The 19985-nt window shown below is 64.5% G+C and carries 20 protein-coding genes; 16 read left to right on the forward strand and 4 right to left on the reverse strand.

Features of this window, described 5'->3' with window-relative positions:
- Window positions 1-720: 720 nt before the first annotated feature.
- Together JQ573_RS16925 and JQ573_RS16930 are read right to left on the reverse strand one after the other, a co-directional pair.
- A complete protein-coding gene (locus JQ573_RS16925) occupies window positions 721-1251 on the reverse strand; it encodes a DUF3617 family protein (RefSeq protein WP_212313426.1) in 531 nt (176 codons plus the stop codon).
- A gap of 43 nt (window positions 1252-1294) precedes the next feature.
- The gene (locus tag JQ573_RS16930) at window positions 1295-1594 is read right to left on the reverse strand and encodes a hypothetical protein (protein ID WP_212313433.1); all 300 of its coding nucleotides are present in this window, start codon (window positions 1592-1594) and stop codon (window positions 1295-1297) included.
- A 166-nt stretch (window positions 1595-1760) separates the two neighbouring features.
- Between JQ573_RS16930 and JQ573_RS16935 the strand changes: the two genes are divergently transcribed.
- The 4 genes from JQ573_RS16935 to JQ573_RS16950 all read left to right on the forward strand — a co-directional run bounded on the left by JQ573_RS16935 (window position 1761) and on the right by JQ573_RS16950 (window position 4531).
- Window positions 1761-2237: a hypothetical protein gene (locus tag JQ573_RS16935; protein WP_212313435.1), complete on the forward strand. Its 477-nt coding sequence runs from the start codon at window positions 1761-1763 to the stop codon at window positions 2235-2237.
- 177 nt (window positions 2238-2414) lie between these two features.
- Window positions 2415-3038, forward strand: a complete 624-nt coding sequence (locus JQ573_RS16940; RefSeq protein ID WP_229170475.1) for a ribonuclease T2 — start codon at window positions 2415-2417, stop codon at window positions 3036-3038.
- A gap of 160 nt (window positions 3039-3198) precedes the next feature.
- Window positions 3199-4059 carry a 23S rRNA (adenine(2030)-N(6))-methyltransferase RlmJ gene (locus JQ573_RS16945; protein WP_212313439.1) on the forward strand — a complete coding sequence of 287 codons (861 nt, stop codon included), beginning with the start codon at window positions 3199-3201 and terminating at the stop codon, window positions 4057-4059.
- Window positions 4060-4318: 259 nt separating this feature from the next.
- Entirely contained in the window at window positions 4319-4531 is a 213-nt protein-coding gene (locus JQ573_RS16950) for a cold-shock protein (RefSeq protein ID WP_016844477.1), read from the forward strand.
- A gap of 271 nt (window positions 4532-4802) precedes the next feature.
- Here the strand turns inward: JQ573_RS16950 and JQ573_RS16955 are convergent, their stop codons facing one another.
- A complete protein-coding gene (locus tag JQ573_RS16955) occupies window positions 4803-5426 on the reverse strand; it encodes an outer membrane protein (protein ID WP_212313441.1) in 624 nt (207 codons plus the stop codon).
- A 263-nt stretch (window positions 5427-5689) separates the two neighbouring features.
- Between JQ573_RS16955 and uvrC the strand changes: the two genes are divergently transcribed.
- From uvrC to JQ573_RS16990, 7 genes are all read left to right on the forward strand, one after another.
- Entirely contained in the window at window positions 5690-7828 is a 2139-nt protein-coding gene (gene uvrC / locus JQ573_RS16960) for an excinuclease ABC subunit UvrC (protein WP_212313443.1), read from the forward strand.
- 192 nt (window positions 7829-8020) lie between these two features.
- Window positions 8021-8635, forward strand: a complete 615-nt coding sequence (pgsA, locus tag JQ573_RS16965; RefSeq protein WP_016844474.1) for a CDP-diacylglycerol--glycerol-3-phosphate 3-phosphatidyltransferase — start codon at window positions 8021-8023, stop codon at window positions 8633-8635.
- Window positions 8632-8883 carry a molybdopterin converting factor subunit 1 gene (moaD, locus tag JQ573_RS16970; RefSeq protein WP_212313445.1) on the forward strand — a complete coding sequence of 84 codons (252 nt, stop codon included), beginning with the start codon at window positions 8632-8634 and terminating at the stop codon, window positions 8881-8883. The genes pgsA and moaD overlap by 4 nt, the downstream gene beginning before the upstream one ends.
- Before the next feature lie 8 nt (window positions 8884-8891).
- Window positions 8892-9359, forward strand: a complete 468-nt coding sequence (locus tag JQ573_RS16975; protein ID WP_212313452.1) for a molybdenum cofactor biosynthesis protein MoaE — start codon at window positions 8892-8894, stop codon at window positions 9357-9359.
- Window positions 9359-10318, forward strand: a complete 960-nt coding sequence (prmB, locus tag JQ573_RS16980) for a 50S ribosomal protein L3 N(5)-glutamine methyltransferase (protein WP_212313459.1) — start codon at window positions 9359-9361, stop codon at window positions 10316-10318. The genes JQ573_RS16975 and prmB overlap by 1 nt, the downstream gene beginning before the upstream one ends.
- A gap of 176 nt (window positions 10319-10494) precedes the next feature.
- Complete coding sequence (locus tag JQ573_RS16985; protein WP_212313461.1) at window positions 10495-11907, forward strand: EAL domain-containing protein; 1413 nt, start codon at window positions 10495-10497, stop codon at window positions 11905-11907.
- A gap of 15 nt (window positions 11908-11922) precedes the next feature.
- Window positions 11923-12777: a TIGR01459 family HAD-type hydrolase gene (locus JQ573_RS16990; RefSeq protein WP_212313463.1), complete on the forward strand. Its 855-nt coding sequence runs from the start codon at window positions 11923-11925 to the stop codon at window positions 12775-12777.
- A gap of 356 nt (window positions 12778-13133) precedes the next feature.
- Here the strand turns inward: JQ573_RS16990 and JQ573_RS16995 are convergent, their stop codons facing one another.
- A complete protein-coding gene (locus JQ573_RS16995; RefSeq protein WP_016844467.1) occupies window positions 13134-13529 on the reverse strand; it encodes a response regulator in 396 nt (131 codons plus the stop codon).
- Between the two features lie 214 nt (window positions 13530-13743).
- On the opposite strand from JQ573_RS16995, the gene JQ573_RS17000 reads away from it, so the two are divergent.
- The 5 genes from JQ573_RS17000 to JQ573_RS17020 all read left to right on the forward strand — a co-directional run bounded on the left by JQ573_RS17000 (window position 13744) and on the right by JQ573_RS17020 (window position 19873).
- Window positions 13744-14739, forward strand: coding sequence for a bifunctional riboflavin kinase/FAD synthetase (locus JQ573_RS17000; RefSeq protein WP_212313470.1), 996 nt, complete (start codon window positions 13744-13746; stop codon window positions 14737-14739).
- A 17-nt stretch (window positions 14740-14756) separates the two neighbouring features.
- Entirely contained in the window at window positions 14757-15284 is a 528-nt protein-coding gene (locus tag JQ573_RS17005; RefSeq protein ID WP_212314313.1) for a sugar O-acetyltransferase, read from the forward strand.
- A 212-nt stretch (window positions 15285-15496) separates the two neighbouring features.
- Window positions 15497-18547 (forward strand): isoleucine--tRNA ligase, encoded by a 3051-nt coding sequence (gene ileS / locus JQ573_RS17010; protein WP_212313472.1) that lies wholly within the window; start codon window positions 15497-15499, stop codon window positions 18545-18547.
- Window positions 18520-19041: a signal peptidase II gene (lspA, locus tag JQ573_RS17015; protein WP_212313474.1), complete on the forward strand. Its 522-nt coding sequence runs from the start codon at window positions 18520-18522 to the stop codon at window positions 19039-19041. Before ileS ends, lspA begins: the two co-directional genes overlap by 28 nt.
- Window positions 19042-19141: 100 nt before the next feature.
- Window positions 19142-19873 carry a hypothetical protein gene (locus JQ573_RS17020; protein ID WP_212313475.1) on the forward strand — a complete coding sequence of 244 codons (732 nt, stop codon included), beginning with the start codon at window positions 19142-19144 and terminating at the stop codon, window positions 19871-19873.
- The last annotated feature ends 112 nt before the right edge of the window (window positions 19874-19985 follow it).

Consider the following 19985-nt stretch of genomic DNA (forward strand, 5'->3'; position numbering starts at 1 on the left):
AGAAACGCTGCGTTGATCGCAGCCGTTGATGCAAGCAAGCTGCGCTTGCTCCGCGACGAAGCCATTCCCACCAAGCAATCCCCACACTTCCGCAAGGCCGATCTTGATCGAGCCGCGTGCTCGTCATTGAGCGGGCTCGATTGGGGCGGACTTCTATCGACGGGATGCGCGAAATTCCACACGCGCAAAATAGAATCCATTGAAGCGCGCGATGCACGACACTGGAACGATTCAAGATGCGCGACACTGGAGCGATTCAAAAAGACATGTTGTCGCAGCAAGCTTTTCAGCGCGAGGAATTCGCTGCACGTCGTCGCTCTCTCAGAGAGTCTCGCGTGCGAGGCACGCAGCGATCATTCAATGATGTTGATGTCGCCCCGCAATGCCGTCGTGCATTGCGCGCGGCCGCGAGCAACACCGGACATCATGTTTGACATCCATTCTATCGAAGGTGAGAGGCCGGCGACCGCCGTGCGTCGAGACGCGCGTTCGGCGACAATGGTTAAGCGAATACGCCGGCGTGACGGAGTTGGCGCACACGGTCCAACGGCATCATTGCAAGAAAGGTCGCCCGAACGCACGCCCGATGACAGGCAGCGCAAAACCGCTTGGCAATCTTGTCACGGGCTGCTCGCAATGATGGTGGTGCAAAACGGCACGTCCTCTCAACATGAAAGAGGACGTACTCAGGGCGCGCGGCGGCAATCGAAGGCGCTGCGCCTACTTCTGCTTGGGCAGGAGGCCCTTCAGCTTTTCCATATCCTTGACGTTCATCTTCATGCCGCCGGGCATGATGATGTCACCGGGCTTCTGGTCGCTCTTGCAGGCGCCGAGCCATTTCGCCTCGATGGTCATCGTGGTGTCGCGGGAGCCGGCCGCGCCGCCCTCCGCGTGCGAGCTGCTCTTGACCGTGTAGGCGGAATTGAAATCGCCGACGATCTCGGCATGGCTCTTCATCGACATGCCGGCGACGCTGCACACGCTGTCGCTGACATAGCCGGTCGCGGTCTTCTGGATGTCCTGCTTGGAGCAGACTTCCTTGGCCATCGGCGAGGCCGCCGCGCTCATCTCCTTGTCAGTGGTCTCGTCGGTGCAGTGCTGCATGGTGATTTCGGGCATCGGCCCGCCGGTGCGCACCATCTTCATCTCCCACAGACCCGCCTTGCGGGTCGGCAGGTCGAGGGCGCTCGCAGCACCGGTGGACAGGACAAGGCAAACAGCAGAACCAAGCAAGGCAAGCTGTCGGGTCATGCGGTGAGCTCCCGGCTGAACGATCGAAGGATTTGGAGCGCGCTCAGTAGAGCGTGCGCACCGGCCTCTGGGCCGAACCATAGGGTACCCAGCGGCAGGCAAACGAGATGTAGCCGCCCGGATAGCGCTGCATCGCAAGGAACTTGACCACCTTGCCGTAGGAAGCGCAGTGATCGACGGCGAGCTGCCGCGCGTCGGTCTGGGCCGCCAGCGAATAGGCGATGATACCGCCGGTATCATTGCCCTTGAACGGCGGCACCGGCTGCATCCAGTCGGCTTGCGCCGGACCAACGGCCAGCATCCCGCTAACGGCAACCAGGCACGCGGCCAATTTCCTTCGCATCGCAGACTCCATTTCGCTGGCGACCAACATAGAGTGCGCCGGCGACCATGGAAAGAACGAGCCGGCTGCTGGAGGTGGACTTCTCCGCAGGTGTTGCCGCGCTGCACTTGACCTTGCCGGGGCTTCACGGCACCGTCCGCCGCATCTGATCATCGGGTGGATTCCCATGCGCAACCTGTTCAACTCCCGCAATAAACTCAACCATAAGCTCGGCCTCGGCGCCGCGCTCGTGGTCGGCCTTCTGGCGTTCGGGGGCACGGCTCAGGCCGCCAATCCGTTCGAATTGAATTTCTGGCTGTCCGGCCCGCGCTATGACGGCCATGTGGCGCCGTGCGAGAAGGCCCTGGCGACCATCAGCGATCAATTCCATGAGAAAGAAGCCACCTTCTGGAATTCGCCGCTCGTGATCACCGGCTTCAGCCGGATCCACGAAACTGCGTTCCGCCCCTGGCAGTCCGACAATATTCCGCGCCGCTATTGCTCGGGTGACGCGGTATTGAGCGACGGCAAGGTGCGCAAGGTGCACTATTCGATCATCGAGGACGGCGGCTTTGCCGGCACCAACCAGGGCGTCGACTGGTGCGTCGCCGGGCTGGACCGCAACTGGGCCTATAACCCGTCCTGCAAGGCCGCCCGGCCCTGATCTCCGACCAGTTCGGTCAAAACGGAAGCCGCCGCCATCCAGCCGGCGGCTTTTGTTCTTGAAATGTTCTGGAGGCCTGCTAGGCTTTGAATGGTCGCGTGAGGGGAGCGTTTGATGCCTCGGTTGGTCACAATTTCCCGATTTCTGATTTCAGTTGCCTTTGTTCTGTGTGGTGCGATGGGGGCCTCGGCCCAGGATCGCCGGCAGAATGCGCCCGGCGAGTTCGATTTCTATGTGCTGTCGCTGTCGTGGTCGCCCTCGTTCTGCGAGGCGGCGAGCGAGCGCGGCAACAACGGCCGCGGCACGCAGGCGCAATGCGGCGGACGGCCATACTCATTCGTGGTGCACGGGCTGTGGCCACAATATGAGCGGGGCTTTCCGGAATACTGCCAGCGCCCTTCGCCCCGCCTCGCCCGCAACATCATGACCTCGATGCTCGACCTGATGCCGGCGCCCGGGCTGATCTACAACGAGTGGGACAAGCACGGCACCTGCTCCGGCCTCGGCGAACGGGCCTATTTCGAAGCCATCCGCAAGGCCCGCGCCGCGGTGAAGATCCCCGAGGAATTCCTGCAATTGACGGAGCCGAAGACGATCGCGCCCGACGAGCTGGAGACGGCGTTCATCAAGGCCAATCCGGGGCTCAGCAACTCCGCGATCTCGGTGACCTGCGACAGCAAGCGGCTCAGCGAGGTGCGGATCTGCCTCAGCAAGGATCTGCAATTCCGTTCCTGCGAGGAAATCGATCGCCGCGCCTGCCGCCGCGATCAGGTGCTGATGCCGCCGGTTCGCGGCGGCTGAAGTCTCGTCCGCGTCACGGCCGGGCAAACGCGCGTTGTCGCGCCGAGTGTCCCGGCCATGGACGCCATCACGAAACTAACGAGATAAGGCATAGATGCCCGGGACAGGCCGGGCATGACGCAGTACAACATGCGCACCCTCTGGAGCGCAGCGTCATCGCATGAACTATCGTCACGCCTTTCATGCCGGCAGCTTTGCCGACGTCATCAAGCACATCGTGCTGGTGCGCATGCTCACCTACCTGCAGGAGAAGCAGGCGCCGTTCCGCGTCATCGACACCCATGCCGGCGCCGGCCTGTATGATTTGACGTCGAGCGAAGCGCAGCGCGGCGGCGAATGGCTGACCGGCATCGCGCGACTGATGCAGGCGCGGCTGTCCGACAAGGCGTTGCCGCTGATCGCGCCCTATCTCGACATCGTCAGAGCATTCAACCCGCGAGGCGAGCTGAAAGCCTATCCCGGCTCGCCGTTGATCGCGCGGGCGCTGCTGCGTCCGCAAGACCGTATGACGGCCTGCGAGATCGAGCCCGTTGCGCGCAAGCAATTGATCGATGCATTGCGACGCGATGTGCAGGCGCGCGTCGTCGATCTCGACGGCTGGGTGGCGCTGCCCGCATTCGTGCCGCCGAACGAACGGCGCGGCCTGGTGCTGATCGATCCGCCTTTCGAAGCGAAGGACGAGTTCGAGCGGCTGGCGAGTGCCTTCACCGAAGCGTTTGCGAAGTGGCCGACCGGCACGTATCTTTTGTGGTACCCCGTAAAAACCCGGAGAGCTACCGACGAGCTCGCGCGCAGCGTGGCTGCAGCAACAGCGAGCAGTCGGCCCGCGGGCAAATGCTTGCGTTTGGAATTCAGTGTGGCGCCGCAAGAAACCGGCGCAGGCCTCGTTTCCACCGGCCTTTTGATAGTGAATCCGCCGTGGACGCTGGCGGGCGAGCTGAAGATCATCTTGCCCGAACTCGAGAGACCGCTTGGTCAAGGCGGCGCCGGACGCTTCAGACTCGAAACGCCTAAACCTTGATCGGTAGCACCCACTGAAAAGTTCTATTTGAGCATAGGCAACGCGCGCGGAACCGTATTATGCTCATCCTGTTACGACTGGCTTTACGTTCCGCTTCCGCGAATGGTTGCGGCGGAGTGACAAGGCCGAAATAAATCCAGGCAGACCGGTGGCGTGACGCCGGCCTGTTCAGGTGGCCAAGCTTCCGACAAGCGAATGTCGGTCAACCGCTACGCGGCGTGCGCGTAGCGGTGGAGCAATACGGGGGAGGAGTTTCCCGATGGCCATGACTGGGACAGTCAAGTTCTTCAACGGAGAGCGTGGCTACGGCTTCATCAAGCCTGATGATGGCGGCCGCGATGTGTTCGTTCACATCACAGCTGTCGAGCGTGCAGGATTGAAGGACCTGACTGAAGGACAGCGCATTACGTTCGAGGTTGAACCCGACAAGAAGGGCAAGGGCCCGAAGGCGGTCAACCTGGTGGTTTCATGATGAGCGCGCGGTGCGCGACTCGTCGTGAACGGCGAATGAAGCGTTGCGTGTGAGTTGACTGCCGGGCGCGTGGCTCGCGCTCGCTGCACGACCACCTGCATGATGCGGACGCGATTGACGGTGCCCGCATATCCGGTGCGTGCGGCCGTCCGACTGGTTTCGCGGACGCCGCGGCGTTCATGCAGTTGCGCGTGATGTCGGCGTGCTCAGCACAAAGAAAAACCCGGCCGCGCGAGGCGCAGCCGGGAGTTGATGTCAGACGTTTTCTTGTTCAGAAGTGATAGTTGATGCCGGCGCGAACCAGGCTGAAGCTGTAGCCGTTCGGCGCGCCGCCGGTGATCGTGAAGTTGCTGTTGGCGAGATCGACGTAGAGATATTCGATCTTGGCACTCCAGTTCGGGGCAAAGCCCATTTCGGCGCCGGCGCCGACGGTGAAGCCCGCATTGGTATGCGACTCCGATATGCCAAACGTCTCGCCGCGCAGTTCACCGAAGGCGAGACCACCGGTCGCGTAGAACAGCACATTGTTGACCGCATAGCCGGCGCGGCCGCGTACGGTGCCGAACCACGGGTTGGAGAACTTCCAGGGCGCGAACCGATCGTCGGCGGTGGTGCCCTGGATATCGGCCTCGATGCCGAACACCCAAGGCGAGCCGTTCTGGAAATTGTAGCCGGCCTGCACGCCGCCGACGAAACCGGACGGCTTGGTCGGGTTGTTCTCGACCGAACCCCAGCCGTAGCCGACGTTGCCGCCGAGATAGGGGCCGGCCCAGCTGTAGGCATTGAGCGGCTGATAGACGGTATAGGGCGAGCCGTAGTTGAGGTCGGCCGACGCCGCCGAAGTCGTCCAGCCTGCGACGATCAGTGCCAGCGCACGCGCAACAAACCGGGTCATGGGTACTCTCCACACACAACTGCCGCAGCCCGCAGGCCCAGGGCCGGCGTGGTTACGGAATTCCAATTTTTTCGCTAAGGTTTATCGAGAGTTTTAAGTTAAAGGGTTGTTAAGCCCGGTTAGCGGCCCGCTCATCAGTCTTAACAATGTGTTACCGACCCGGCCCGGCCGGCGCGCTGGGCCAGTAACGCCCTGCAATCGGGGTTGTTTTCCTGCGCCGCCAGCGCTGGCGACCGGTCGCCCAAGCGCTTAATTTACGGCCCATGGTTCACGATTCTCCCGAGCGACCGACGCCGGCCCCCAAGACCGACCCCAAGGCTGATCCCAAGGCTGATCCCAAGGCTGCCCCCAAGGCGCGGCGCAGTGCAAAGTCCGATCTGCCTCAGGACGACCTGACGCTCGACACGAGCGACGTCGATCCGGAAACCTCCGCCACCGAGGAGGAGGATGACGCACGTCTCCCCGAGGCATCGGAGGACGCCACCGAGACAATCGCCGAGGGGACGCTCTCGATCGGGCATGAGGCGATCGAGAACGCAGTGCGCCTCGCCCCGACCTCGCCCGGCGTCTACCGCATGCTCAACGCCGCCAACGACGTGCTCTATGTCGGCAAGGCGAAGAACGTCAAAAAGCGGCTGTCGTCCTATGCGCGGGCCAACGCGCCGCTGCCGGCGCGCATCCTGCGCATGATCGCGACGACCACACATGTCGAGATCGTCTCGACCACGACCGAGACCGAGGCGCTGCTGCTCGAAGCCAATCTGATCAAGCAGCTCCGGCCGCGCTTCAATGTGCAGCTGCGCGACGACAAGTCGTTTCCCTATATCCTGATATCAGGCGACCATTGGGCGCCGCAGATTCTCAAGCATCGCGGCGCGCAGTCCCGGCCCGGACGCTATTTCGGCCCGTTCGCCAACGCAGGCGCGGTCAACCGCACCATCACGGCGCTGCAGCGCGCGTTCCTGATCCGCTCCTGCACCGACGGCTTCTTCGAAAGCCGCAGCCGGCCCTGCCTGCTCTATCAGATCAAGCGCTGCGCCGGCCCCTGCACGCGCGAGATCGATTTTCCCGGCTATACCGAACTGGTGCGCGAGGCGACCGAATTCCTTTCCGGCCGCAGCCACGCCGTGAAGCAATTGCTCGCGGCCGAGATGGAGAAGGCCTCCGGCGAGCTCGAGTTCGAGACCGCGGCGCTGTACCGCGACCGCCTCGCGGCACTGTCGGCGATCCAGTCGCAGCAGGGCATCAACCCGCGCACGGTCGAAGAGGCCGATGTGTTCGCGATCCACCAGGAAGGCGGCTATTCCTGCGTCGAGGTGTTCTTCTTCCGCACCGGCCAGAACTGGGGCAACCGCGCCTATTTCCCGCGCGCGGAAAAGAGCTTCACGCCCGAGGAGGTGCTATCCTCATTCCTCGCGCAATTCTACGACGACAAGCCGCCGCCGAAGCTGATCCTGCTGTCGCACGAGATCGAGGAAAGCGCTTTGCTCGCCGACGCGCTGTCGGTGAAGGCCGGATCCAAGGTCGAGGTCTCCGTGCCCAAGCGCGGCGAGAAGAAGGAATTGATCGGCCACGCGCTCACCAACGCGCGCGAGGCGCTCGGCCGCAAGCTCGCCGATACCGCGACGCAAAGCCGGCTGCTGGACGGCATGGTCACGACGCTCGGCCTGCCGCATACGCCCAAGCGCATCGAGGTCTACGACAATAGCCACATCCAGGGCACCAACGCAGTCGGCGCGATGATCGTGGCGGGACCCGACGGATTCATGAAGAACCAGTACCGCAAGTTCAACATCAAGTCCGAAGGGCTGACGCCCGGCGACGATTACGGGATGATGCGCGAGGTGCTGGAGCGCCGCTTCAAGCGGCTGCTGAAGCCGCCGGAGGGCGAGGCTGCCAAGGACACTGCAAAGCCAAAAGACAAGGCGGACGACGAGTCGTTCCCGCAATGGCCCGATCTCGTCATCATCGACGGCGGCCGCGGCCAGCTCAACGCGGTCCGGGAGATTTTCGAGAATCTCGGGCTGACCCAGGTCTCGCTGATGGCGGTGGCGAAGGGGCCGGAGCGCGATGCGGGGCGGGAAACCCTGTTCATGCCGGACCGCGAGGCCATCAAGCTGGAGCCGCGCGACCCGGTGCTCTATTTCATCCAGCGGCTGCGCGACGAGGCCCACCGCTTCGTGATCGGCTCGCACCGCAAGCTGCGCAAAAAGGACATCCGCGAGGCCGGGTTGCAGGAGATCCCGGGCATCGGCCCGTCGCGCAAACGTGCCTTGCTGCACCACTTCGGAACGCTCAAGGAGATCGAGCGGGCCTCGATCGCCGACCTCGGCAAGGTTCCCGGCGTCAGCGCCGAGAGTGCCCGCAAGATTTTCGAGTTTTTCCACGCCCAGCCGGGTTAAACCAAAGGCGAGTCATCAGGGCGTCGCCTGCGACAGGGCATCTAGGGCATGATGCGGAAAAGTGGCAAGCAACGTTCCGAAAAGAACATGCATAAACAAGGGGCTAAGGTGCCATGACGATTCAGCCTAATCTCGCCGTGCTTTGGCGCCCGCACGGTTGACCTTCTGGCTTCAGCGGTATTGGTAGAACGGATGAACATCGCGACGACCCGGGGACAGACCAAGACCATGTCCCTCCCGAATATCCTGACCTACGCCCGGATCGCCGCGATCCCGGTGGTGATCGGCTGCGTCTACTGGCAGTCGATCCTGGACGGCCCGTTGTGGCTGCGCTGGGTGGCACTGGCCGTGTTCATTGCGGCCGGGATCACCGACTATCTCGACGGCTATTACGCCCGGATGTGGGACCAGCAGTCCGCCTTCGGCCGGATGCTCGATCCGATCGCCGACAAGCTCTTGGTGGCCTCCAGCCTGCTGATGCTGGCCGCCGACAATTCGATCCATGGCTGGACGCTGTGGGCGGCGATCGTGATCCTGTGCCGCGAGATCCTGGTCTCGGGCCTGCGCGAATATCTCGCGGGACTGCGGGTCAGCGTTCCCGTCACCAAGCTTGCGAAATGGAAGACCACGATCCAGCTGGTGGCGATCGGCTTCTTGATCGCCGGCGAAGCCGGCGAGCAGGTGTTTCCGGCCACTACCCTGATCGGCATCGTGCTGCTCTGGATGTCGGCGATCTTCACGATCTACACCGGCTGGGATTACTTCCGTGCCGGCATCCATCACCTCATCAAGGAGGATGAGGGATGAAGCTGAAATATTTCGCCTGGGTGCGTGAACGCATCGGCAAGACCGAAGAGATCGTCGAGCCGCCGGCCGAGGTGCGTACCGTTGGCGAGCTGATCGGCTGGCTTGCCGCGCGCGACGACGGCTACGCCCACGCCTTCGAGAAGCCCACGGTGATCCGCGCCGCGATCGACCACGCCCATGTCAAACCGGACGCCGCGATTTCCGGCGCCCGCGAGATCGCGTTTTTTCCGCCGATGACCGGCGGCTGAATCTTCTCATGGCTATCGCAGCGACCATCCGCATCCAGCAAGCCGACTTCGACGTCGCGCAGGAGATTGCCGCCTTAAGCAAGGGCCGCACCGATGTCGGCGCGGTCGTCAGCTTCAGTGGCATTTGCCGCGGCAGCGAGCAGGGCGAGCCGATCGCCGCGCTGACGCTCGAACATTACCCCGGCATGGCGGAAGCCGAGATTGCACGCCACGCCGACGAGGCGCTGGCGCGCTGGCCGTTGCAGGGCCTCACCATCATCCACCGCTTCGGCCGCATCGCGCCGGGCGAGAACATCGTGCTGGTCGTGACCGCCTCGGCGCACCGGCAGGCCGCGTTCGAGGCAGCCGAGTTCCTGATGGACTATCTCAAGACCAACGCACCGTTCTGGAAGCGTGAGGAGAGCGCGCGCGGCGCGAGCTGGATCGAGGCGCAGGGCCATGACGACGCGGCGGCCGCGCGCTGGACCAAATCCTGATGGCGAAGCGCAGCAAAGTGCCGGCCAGGCGCAGCCCCGCCGTGCCGAAAGCGCCCAAGGTCGGCGCCGGCGAGCTTCACACCCTGTTCGATTTCCTGCGCTACGCGGTCAGCCGCTTCAACGCGGCAAAACTCGTGTTCGCGCACGGCACCACCGATCCGGTGGCCGAAGCCGCGTTCCTGATCTGCGAGACGCTGCATTTGCATCCCGACCAGTTCGAGACCTTCGCGACCGCGCGCGTCACCGTCGCCGAAGGCAAGCAGATCCTCGACCTGATCGAACGACGGATCGCGACGCGAAAGCCGGCCGCCTATCTCGTCAACAAGGTCTATATGCGCGGCCTGCCGTTCTATGTCGACGAGCGCACCATCGTGCCGCGCTCCTTCATCGGCGAATTGCTGGATTCGCATTTCGGCGGCGACGAGGACGGCACCTCGCTGATCGGCGATCCCGAGCAGGTCGAGGGCGTGCTCGATCTCTGCACCGGCTCCGGCTGCCTTGCGATCCTCGCCGCCCGGCATTTCGCCAACGCCGCTGTCGACGCGGTGGATATCTCAAAGGATGCGCTCGAAGTCGCCGCGCGCAATGTCGCCGACTACGGCCTCGACGACCGCCTCACACTCCATCGCGGCGACCTGTTCAAGCCGCTCGGCGACGTCAGCTACGATCTCATCATTTCGAACCCGCCCTATGTCGATGCCGAGGGCATGGCCGCGCTGCCGCGCGAGTGCCGCGCCGAGCCGAAGATCGCGTTCGACGGCGGTGCTGACGGGCTCGACATCGTCCGCCGCCTGCTCGATGAGGCCAAGCAGCATCTGACCCCGCAAGGCGGGCTGCTCTGCGAGATCGGCCGCGGCCGCGACAATCTCGAGGCCGCCTATCCCAACCTGCCGCTGCTCTGGCTCGACACCGAGGACTCCGAGGGCGAGGTGTTCTGGATCGCGGCCGCCGACCTCTGACCGGCACGCCGCGGCCGGCTCCGGTCTATTACGGAGCCCGACTTCGAGGCCGACCAAGACGAAGCGAAAATCGTGTGCAGTTCCAGCCGGTTCGGAAGATCGCTGGCCCGTCGAATCAACAATGGTGCTAAACTTGCGCTCCGGGGACGTTCGGAGAGAGGGCGCGGGCGCGCGACATGATTCGCATTTCGACGATCTTCATCGCCATCTGCATGGTGCTGGTCGCAGCCTCGCTCGGCTTCGTGCTGTATTCGGTGGCGGGCATCAGCGGATCGGAATCGGCGATCGTGGCGCTCACCGCCCTCACCTGCCTGATCCTCTACAACGCCGTCTCGATGCGGCTCCGCGACCGCAGCGACGTCGGCGGCCAGATTGCGGATCTGTCGCGCGGCACCGCCGACCTCGCCCGCCAGGTCGCCGAATTCGGCCGCCGGCTGGCCGCAGTCGAAGGCCGCGTCGCCTCGGCGAACTCCACCGGCGCCGACCGGATCCAGGGCATGGCCGGCGAGATCAACGAACTTGGCGGCCTGGTCCGGCAGCTTGCTGCGTCCGTCGCCCATCATGAGGACGTGCTGGCGGCAGCTCCCGTAGCGCCGCCGGTCGCCGCGCCGCGCGACGATCTGCTGCAACCGGTCCCGCCGGCTCCGACCGTCGTGTTTGCGCCCGCGCCGCCGGTTGCGCCCCCATCGCCGATCTCACGCAGCCAGACCCAGCTCATTGCCGCGGTCAGGCACGCCATCGACGAGAACCGCCTCGACATCTACCTGCAGCCGATGGTGACGCTGCCGCAGCGCAAGGTGCGCTACTACGAGGCGGTGACGCGGCTGCGCGACGAGCGCGACCAGGTGCTTGCCGCCGACGATTTCATCGAGGCGGCCGAGGTCGGCGGCCTGATCGGCCGCATCGACCACATGGTGATGCTTCGCTGCGTCCAGGTGCTGCGCCGCCTGATGATCCGCAGCAAGGATGTCGGCGTGTTCTGCAACGTCTCGGCGGCGACGCTGTCCAGCCCGCAGCACTTCACCCAGTGTCTCGACTTCCTCGAGGCCAACCGCGCGCTGGCACCCTCCTTCGTGCTCGAGTTCAAGCAGGCGACCTTCCGCAATCTCGGCCCGGTCGAAAGCGAGAATCTCGCGGCGCTGTCGCAGCGCGGCTACCGGTTCTCGATCGACCACGTCAGCGACCTCCGCCTCGAGCCGCGCGAGCTCGCCGATCGCGGTGTCCGCTTCATCAAGGTGCCGGCCGCGCTGCTGCTCGACGCCAGGCCGAGCGCAACCACCGATATCGATCCCTCCGATCTGTCCGACCTGCTCGGCCGCTTCGGCATCGACCTGATCGCCGAACGGATCGAGGGCGAGCGCTCGGTGGTCGACCTGCTCGACTACGATGTTCGGTTCGGCCAGGGCTTCCTGTTCGCCCCCCCGCGACCGTTGCGGCCGGAAGGGGCATCTGCTACCGCCGAGGCACCGCAGACCAAGCCCCAGGACCTCAATGGCGCCGGCACTTCCGCACCCGTCTCCAGCCCCGCAGCGCCACCGCGCGCAACCGGCAGCGCCGCGCTGGCGCGCCGCGCGCTCGGGCCCAACTGACCGGCAGTTCGCATCATGACATCGCTGCGTTTCGTGGAGCGGCTGCGCGACCTCACTGGCGACGTCGACGTCGTGCTGTCGGACATCTGGGGCGTCGTGCACAACGGGCTCGAATCCTTTCCCGAGGCCTGTGAAGCGCTGCACACGTTCCGCCAGCAGGGCGGCACCGTCATCCTGATCACCAACGCGCCGCGTCCAGCTGACTCAGTACAGCGCCAGCTGCGCAAGCTCGGCGTCGCCGACGAGACCTATGATGCGATCGTCTCCTCGGGCGACCTGACGCGCCACTTCGTGGCCGATCATCCCGGTCAGAAAATATTCTGGATCGGCCCGGAGCGCGACAGCTCGATCCATCGCGGCCTCGACGCCACATTGGTGCCGCTGGAGCAGGCCGACTACATCATCTGCACCGGCCTGTTCGACGACGAGACCGAATCCGCCGAAGATTATCGCGACACGCTGCTGAAGGCGCTCGAGCGCAAGCTCACGCTGGTCTGCGCCAATCCGGACATCGTGGTTGAGCGCGGCGATCGGCTGATCTATTGCGCCGGCGCGATTGCCGAACTCTATCGCGAACTCGGCGGCGAGTCGGTGTTCTACGGCAAGCCGCACCGGCCGATCTACGAGCGCGCCATGGCGCTGGCCGCGGAACGTCGCGGGCGTCCGACCGAACTCAGCCGCGTGCTCGCGATCGGCGATTCCGTGCGCACCGATCTCACCGGCGCCCACGGCTTCGGCATCGATCTCCTGTTCGTCACCCGCGGCATCCATTCTGAGCAGTTCGAGGGCATCGAGCAGCTCGACCCCGCCTCGGTGAAGGAATTGTTCGGCCATCCGCCCCGCGCGCTGATGCGCGAGCTGAAGTGGTAGCGGGCGAGCCCCGCAGGGGCGCGCTGCCAAAATATCGAAAACAACCCCATGCAAAGTAGCCGGCAGCGGCCGACGTTCGACCAGCCGACTTGACTCGTCGGGCAACTCAGGGATATTCTTCTAATATTCAGAAATTATGCAATGCTTTAGTCCCGTCATCCTGAGGAGCGCGCTCTTGCGCGCGTCTCGAAGGATGCACGGCCGCCAGCCGGGCCGTCGACCCTTCGAGACGCCGCTTCGCGGCTCCTCCAGCGACAACGGCAAAGCCGTTGCGCGGGGGTGACGGTGAGGCGGCGCTGGGCATTCGCTGACGCGCAATGAGATGAGGATGAATTGTGATGCGACGGACGGGCGTCTTACGCCGTCGCCATGTCCGGGAAGACCGCCTCGATCTTGGTCTTCAGCGTCGCCGCGTTGAACGGCTTGACGATGTAGTTGTTCACGCCGGCCTTCTTGGCCGCGATCACGTTCTCGGTCTTGGATTCCGCCGTGATCATGATGAAGGGCGTGGTCGCGAGATTGGGATCGGCGCGGACTTCCTTGAGCAAGTCGTAGCCGGTCATCGGCTCCATGTTCCAGTCGGAAATCACCAGGCCATACTTCTTGCCGCGCATCTTGTTGAGCGCCGCAGAGCCATCGGAGGCGTCGTCGATATTCTCGAATCCAAGCTGCTTGAGAAGATTCCGGATGATGCGGATCATGGTGCTGTAATCATCAACCACCAGAACCGGCATGGACAAATCAACCGCCATCTTTCCCCCCAAAACCACTAACGCAACTTGGCTTCTGCACAAACGCAGCTTTCCGCCAACGACTAACAGCAGGCGTTAAACAGCGCGTTAACCGGCTGAATCCGGATTGTTACGGATTTGACGCGATTTTCGCTATGCTTGACTTCCACGCCGCCGCCGCGTCACGGTCCGGCCCGCACCAATCATGCTTAAGAATCCTTGAAGAATACCTGACATGAGCACCGGCTTTACCGTTATCCGCGACAACACGCCCGAAAGCGCCATTCCGAAGGGCGCCGTGGTCGCGATGGGAAATTTCGACGGCGTCCATCTCGGTCACCGCGCCGTGATCGGCGCGGCGCTGGCGATGGGCAAGACGCACGGCGTGCCCGCGCTCGCCGTGACCTTCGAACCGCATCCGCGCAGTTTCTTCAGCCCGAACACCCCGCAATTCCGTCTCACGGACGAGACCAACAAGCTGCGGCTGCTCGCGGCCACCGGGCTCGCCGGCGCCGTCGTGATGACCTTCGACAAGTCGCGCGCCGGGACCACGGCGCAGGACTTCATTCACCATGACCTGATCGGCCGGCTCGGCATCAGCGGGATCGCGGTCGGCTACGACTTCCATTTCGGCAAGGGCCGGGTCGGCTCGCCGAGCCTGCTCGTCAGCGAAGCGCCGCGGCTCGGCATCGAGGTCGATGTGCAGGCCCATGTCGACATCGAGGAGCGCCCGGTCTCCTCCAGCGCCATCCGCATGGCGCTCGCCGAAGGCCAGGTCGACGACGCCACCACGATGCTGGGCGGGCCGTGGTTTGCGACCGGCAAGGTGATCCATGGCGAGAAGCGCGGCCGCGACCTCGGTTACCCCACGGCCAACATCCGCCTCGACAAGCATTGCGGCTTGAAGCACGGCATCTACGCGGTGCGGGTCGGCAAGGCCCAGAGCAAGGACAAAGGAAACGACAAGGTGCGGTTCGATGGCGTCGCAAGCTTCGGACGCCGGCCGACCTTCGACAACGGCGCGCCGCTGCTCGAAGTGTTCCTGTTCGACTTCAAGGGCGATCTCTACGACACGGTGCTCGATGTCGCCTTCATCAGTTTCATTCGCGAAGAGCTGAAATTCGACACCATCGAGGCGTTGATACGCCAGATGGATGACGACAGCGCCAGGGCGCGCGCGGCATTGGCCGCAGCGCCGGACGCGTTCCCGCAGCTCGGAGTGATTGATTGAAGACAGAGAAAGAGAAAATGCTGGCGGGCGAGCTCTATCGCCCGGATGCAGAGCTCGCCGCCGACCATACCGCGGCGGAACATTGGATGGCGCGCTACAACGCCTCAGGCGCATCGTCCGCAGCCGAGTTGCACGCGCTGCTTTCCGCGCGCTTCCGAAAGGTCGGCAAGGACGCCGTGATCCGGCCGCCGTTCTTCTGCGACTACGGCAGCAATATCAGCCTCGGCGACGGCGTGTTCCTCAACTTCAATTGCGTGATCCTCGACGTCGTCGAGGTCACGATCGGCGATCGTACCCAGATCGGACCCGCGGTGCAGATCTATACCCCCGACCACCCGCGCGACGCTGCGACCCGGCGCGCCGGGCTCGAGTTCGGCCGCCCGATCCGGATCGGCAGCGACGTCTGGATTGGCGGCGGTGCCATCATCCTGCCCGGCGTCACGATAGGCGACGGCGCCCTGGTCGGGGCCGGCAGCGTGGTAACGCGGGACGTCGCCCCCGGCGCCACTGTGGCGGGAAATCCGGCCCGGCCGCGGCAGGCTTAGGGCGGCCCGGCGGGGCTGGATTTGCCGACGGCGGGGGCTTTGCGATTTCCCCGTCCGGCTGCTATGGAAACCCCATGTTTTCGCGGCGCATCATACGGATTAGCGGCCCGGCTTCCGCCTGAGCTTGAAGGCTCGGCGCAAGACCGGGACTTCGTCGTTTCACCCGCGATTGATCGCGTTTCCGCGCCCGCACCTGCCAAATCAGAGCTTTTATGTCCGACAAGCCGCAAAAGACCGACGCCCAAAAGACTAACGTTAGGGACTATTCCAAGACCCTTTACCTGCCGCAGACGGAATTCCCGATGCGCGCCGGCCTGCCCCAGCGCGAGCCGGAAATCCTGAAATACTGGAACGACATCGGCCTCTACGACAAGCTCCGCCGGGAAGCCGAGGGCCGCGCCAAATTCGTGCTGCATGACGGGCCGCCCTACGCCAACGGCAACATCCATATCGGCCACGCGCTGAACAAGATCCTCAAGGACGTCGTGACCAAGAGCCAGCAGATGCTCGGCTTCGACTCCAACTACGTGCCGGGCTGGGATTGCCACGGCCTGCCGATCGAATGGAAGATCGAGGAGGAGAACTACCGCTCCAAGGGCAAGCAGAAGCCCGACTTCCGCGACTCCGCCGCGATGGTCGCGTTCCGCAGGGAATGCCGCGCCTATGCGACGCACTGGATCAACGTGCAGCGCGAGGAGTTCAAGCGGCTCGGCATCATCGGCGACTGGGACCATCCCTATCAGACCATGAGCTATCCGGCCGAGGCGCAGATCGCCCGCGAGCTGATGAAGTTTGCCGCCAACGGCACGCTGTATCGCGGCTCCAAGCCGGTGATGTGGAGCGTGGTCGAGAAGACCGCACTTGCCGAAGCCGAGGTCGAATACGAGGACTATACCTCCGACATGGTGTGGGTGAAATTCCCGGTCACCTCGCCGGCGCATGGCGCGCTGGCCAGTGCCTCGGTCGTGATCTGGACCACCACGCCGTGGACGCTGCCCGGCAACCGCGCCATCTCGTTCTCGCCGAAGATCGCCTACGGCCTTTACAAGGTGACCGATGCACCCGCGGACAATTGGGCGAAGACCGGCGATCTCCTCATCCTGGCCGATGCGCTCGCCGCGGAAGTGTTCAAGCAGGCGCGCGTCACGTCCTATGAGAAGGTCCGCGATATTCCCGGCGACACGCTGGACGCGGTAGAATGCGCCCATCCGCTGCGCGGCTTCGGTGGCGGCTACGAATTCACCGTGCCGCTGCTCGCCGGCGAGCATGTCACCGACGACACCGGCACCGGCTTCGTGCACACCGCTCCGAGCCACGGCCGCGAGGACTTCGACGTCTGGACCGCCAACACCCGCGAGCTCGATGCCCGCGGCATCCCGACGGCGATCCCCTACACGGTCGACGAGAACGGCGCCTACACCGCGCAGGCGCCGGGCTTCACCGGCAAGCGCGTGCTCAACGACAAGGGCGAGAAGGGCGATGCCAACGAGGCGGTGATCAAGGCGCTGATCGAGGCCGGCAAGCTGCTGGCGCGCGGCCGCCTCAAGCACCAGTACCCGCATTCCTGGCGTTCCAAGAAGCCGGTGATCTTCCGCAACACGCCGCAATGGTTCATCGCGATGGACAAACCCATCGTGGACGCCCCGGGCAAGCCCGGGGCTATGGACATCGCGGAGAATGGCCATGCCAAAAAGGGCGACACGCTGCGCGCCCGCGCGCTGCACGCGATCTCGGTCACGCAATGGGTGCCGCCGGCCGGCGAGAACCGCATCAACGGCATGATCGCCAACCGGCCGGACTGGGTGATCTCGCGGCAGCGCGCCTGGGGCGTGCCGATCGCCGTGTTCGTGCGCGAGAACAGCGACGGCTCGGCCGAGATCCTGCAGGACGAGGTGGTCAATCAGCGCATCACCGAGGCGTTCATGGAGGAAGGCGCCGACGCCTGGTACATGGACGGCGCCCGCGAACGCTTCCTCGGGAGCCGCGCGTCGGAAAACTGGAAGAAGGTCGACGACATCTGCGACGTCTGGTTCGATTCCGGCTCCACGCACGCCTTCGTGCTGGAAGACCGCCAGAACTTCCCGCAGCTCGGCAACATCGTCCGCAAGATCGACGGCGGCAACGACACCGTGATGTACCTGGAAGGAAGCGACCAGCATCGCGGCTGGTTCCACTCGTCGCTGCTGGAGAGCGCCGGCACGCGCGGGCGCGCGCCTTACGACATCGTGCTGACCCACGGCTTCACGCTCGACGAGAACGGCCGCAAGATGTCGAAGTCGCTCGGCAACACGGTCGAGCCACAGAAGGTGATCAAGGATTCCGGCGCGGACATCCTGCGCCTGTGGGTGTGTGCCACCGACTATGCCGACGACCAGCGCATCGGCCCGGAAATCCTGAAGAACACCATCGAGACCTATCGCAAGCTGCGCAACTCGATCCGCTGGATGCTCGGCACGCTGCATCATTTCAAGCCGAGCGAGAAGGTTTCCTTCGCCGAGATGCCCGAGCTCGAGCGGCTGATGCTGCACGAACTGGCCGGCCACACCGAGACCATCCGCAAGGCCTATGCCGCGTTCGACTACAAGACCGTGGTCGCAACTCTCGCGGCCTTCATGAACTCCGACCTGTCGGCGTTCTACTTCGACATCCGCAAGGACACGCTGTATTGCGACCCGCCGTCCTCGGTGGCGCGCAAGGCGGCACTGACCACGATCGACCTGCTCTGCGACGCGATCCTGAAATGGCTGGCGCCGATCCTGAGCTTCACCACCGACGAAGCCTGGCGGATGTACCGGCCGAACTCCGAGCCCTCGGTGCACCTCACGCTGTTCCCCGAAGGTCTCGAACAGTTCCGCGACGACGCCCTCGCCGCGAAGTGGGAGACGATCCGCAACGTCCGCCGCGTCGTCACCGGTGCGCTCGAGCTCGAGCGCGCCGCCAAGCGGATCGGCTCGTCGCTCGAGGCCTCGCCGGTGATCTACATCGCCGACCGCGAGATGCTGGCCACGTTGTTCGACATCGATCTCGCCGAGGTCTGCATCACCTCGAACTACGAGGTGCGCGAGGGCGAGGCGCCGGCCAATGCCTTCCGCCTCGATGCCGTGCCCGGCGTCGCCGTGGTGGTCGAGAAGGCGGTCGGCACCAAATGCGCACGCTCGTGGAAGATCCTGCCTGATATCGGCGAGGATCCCGAGTATCCCGACGTCTCGCCGCGCGACGCGCAAGCGCTGCGCGAATGGAAGGCGCTGGGGGTCACGGCTTGAGCTCGCCGGTTCGCGCCGGTGTGCTGGCGGCGGTCATCACCCTGATCGCCGACCAGGCCTCCAAGCTCTGGCTGCTTTACGTCTTCGGCATTGCCCACCGCGGCGCGGTCGAGGTGACGCCGTTCTTCGACCTGGTGCTGGCCTGGAATCCCGGCATCAGCTTTGGCTGGTTTCAGAGCGAGACCCCGGCGGCCCAGATCCTGCTGATCGTAATCAAGGCCGCCGCCGTGATCGCGCTCGCGATCTGGATGGCACGGTCGAGGACCTGGCTCGCGACGGTGTCGCTCGGCCTGATCATCGGTGGTGCGATCGGGAACGGGATCGACCGCTTCGCCTATGGCGCCGTGGTCGATTTTGCCCTGTTTCATGTCGAGATCGGCGGAAAAACCTTCAATTGGTACGTATTCAACCTTGCCGATGTGGCGATCGTTGCTGGCGTGGCGGCCCTATTGTATGATTCCGTCATGGGGACCCCCGCCGTAAAAGCGCCCTGATCCCGGCCGATACGAACCGGTCGGCGGCCGACCTGCACCCAGCGAAACTGTGCGCTAAGCCAGTGATCGCCTTGGTGAATTTTGAGATGGGAATAGCGCGATGCGCAACACCAAAGTCCGCGGTTACCTGATCGAGACGTCCCGGCTGCCGCTGATGCGCGGCCTGCGTCTGGCGTTCGTTGCGGCCGGGATCGGCCTTGCGATGACGGCCGGCCCGGTGCGTGCCGGTGACGATGAAGATGACGGCGATGACGGCCTGACCTTCGAAGAGCGGATCATCGACAATCTGATGACCGGGCTCGGCGCCAAGAGCGCCGCCAGCAAGGGCATCGATTATCGCGAGCGCTCGCCGCTGGTGGTGCCGCCGAAGCTCGACCTGCCGCCGCCTGCCACAGCCGCCCAGGTCAACGCGCCGAACTGGCCGAAGGACCCCGATATCGCGGCGCGCAAGGCTGCGATCGCGGCGCGCAAGAAGGAAGTCAAGAAGGAGCCGTGGCAGTCAGCGGTGGCGTTGACGCCGGCCGAGATCGAGGCAGGCCGCAAGCAGCAGACGGCCACCGAGGGCCGCAAGGAGCCGCTCGAGCCGGGCACCAACACCAATCCGTCGCTGATGCCGAGCCAGCTCGGCTACACCGGCGGTCTGCTCGGCATGTTCAAGGGGAACAGCAGCGAGTCCAAGCCGTTCCCGGGCGAGCCGACGCGCGAATCCCTGACCGAGCCCCCTCCGGGCTACCAGACGCCGTCTTCAGGCTTTGCCTATGGCACAGGCCCGATGAAGCCGAAGGTGAACGAGGGCCAGTACGACGTCATGACCGGAAAACCGATCCAGTGACGCTTGGCCTGTTTGGGCGAAGGCTGACATGAGCAAAGCTTAATGCGGAGGGACATCCGTCTCTCCGCTTCGTGACGACTGGCACGGACTGCACCGTGTACGATGGCGTCTT

It is taken from the genome of Bradyrhizobium sp. AUGA SZCCT0105 (genome assembly GCF_018129565.1).
Classification (GTDB): Bacteria; Pseudomonadota; Alphaproteobacteria; order Rhizobiales; family Xanthobacteraceae; genus Bradyrhizobium.

Coding starts and splice junctions, on each gene's coding strand:
- JQ573_RS16925 (WP_212313426.1), bottom strand. CDS start 1,251: ATGACCCGACAGCTTGCCTTGCTTGGTTCTGCTGTTTGCCTTGTCCTG.
- JQ573_RS16930 (WP_212313433.1), bottom strand. CDS start 1,594: ATGCGAAGGAAATTGGCCGCGTGCCTGGTTGCCGTTAGCGGGATGCTG.
- JQ573_RS16935 (WP_212313435.1), top strand. CDS start 1,761: ATGCGCAACCTGTTCAACTCCCGCAATAAACTCAACCATAAGCTCGGC.
- JQ573_RS16940 (WP_229170475.1), top strand. CDS start 2,415: ATGGGGGCCTCGGCCCAGGATCGCCGGCAGAATGCGCCCGGCGAGTTC.
- JQ573_RS16945 (WP_212313439.1), top strand. CDS start 3,199: ATGAACTATCGTCACGCCTTTCATGCCGGCAGCTTTGCCGACGTCATC.
- JQ573_RS16950 (WP_016844477.1), top strand. CDS start 4,319: ATGGCCATGACTGGGACAGTCAAGTTCTTCAACGGAGAGCGTGGCTAC.
- JQ573_RS16955 (WP_212313441.1), bottom strand. CDS start 5,426: ATGACCCGGTTTGTTGCGCGTGCGCTGGCACTGATCGTCGCAGGCTGG.
- uvrC (WP_212313443.1), top strand. CDS start 5,690: ATGGTTCACGATTCTCCCGAGCGACCGACGCCGGCCCCCAAGACCGAC.
- pgsA (WP_016844474.1), top strand. CDS start 8,021: ATGAACATCGCGACGACCCGGGGACAGACCAAGACCATGTCCCTCCCG.
- moaD (WP_212313445.1), top strand. CDS start 8,632: ATGAAGCTGAAATATTTCGCCTGGGTGCGTGAACGCATCGGCAAGACC.
- JQ573_RS16975 (WP_212313452.1), top strand. CDS start 8,892: ATGGCTATCGCAGCGACCATCCGCATCCAGCAAGCCGACTTCGACGTC.
- prmB (WP_212313459.1), top strand. CDS start 9,359: ATGGCGAAGCGCAGCAAAGTGCCGGCCAGGCGCAGCCCCGCCGTGCCG.
- JQ573_RS16985 (WP_212313461.1), top strand. CDS start 10,495: ATGATTCGCATTTCGACGATCTTCATCGCCATCTGCATGGTGCTGGTC.
- JQ573_RS16990 (WP_212313463.1), top strand. CDS start 11,923: ATGACATCGCTGCGTTTCGTGGAGCGGCTGCGCGACCTCACTGGCGAC.
- JQ573_RS16995 (WP_016844467.1), bottom strand. CDS start 13,529: ATGGCGGTTGATTTGTCCATGCCGGTTCTGGTGGTTGATGATTACAGC.
- JQ573_RS17000 (WP_212313470.1), top strand. CDS start 13,744: ATGAGCACCGGCTTTACCGTTATCCGCGACAACACGCCCGAAAGCGCC.
- JQ573_RS17005 (WP_212314313.1), top strand. CDS start 14,757: ATGCTGGCGGGCGAGCTCTATCGCCCGGATGCAGAGCTCGCCGCCGAC.
- ileS (WP_212313472.1), top strand. CDS start 15,497: ATGTCCGACAAGCCGCAAAAGACCGACGCCCAAAAGACTAACGTTAGG.
- lspA (WP_212313474.1), top strand. CDS start 18,520: ATGGAAGGCGCTGGGGGTCACGGCTTGAGCTCGCCGGTTCGCGCCGGT.
- JQ573_RS17020 (WP_212313475.1), top strand. CDS start 19,142: ATGCGCAACACCAAAGTCCGCGGTTACCTGATCGAGACGTCCCGGCTG.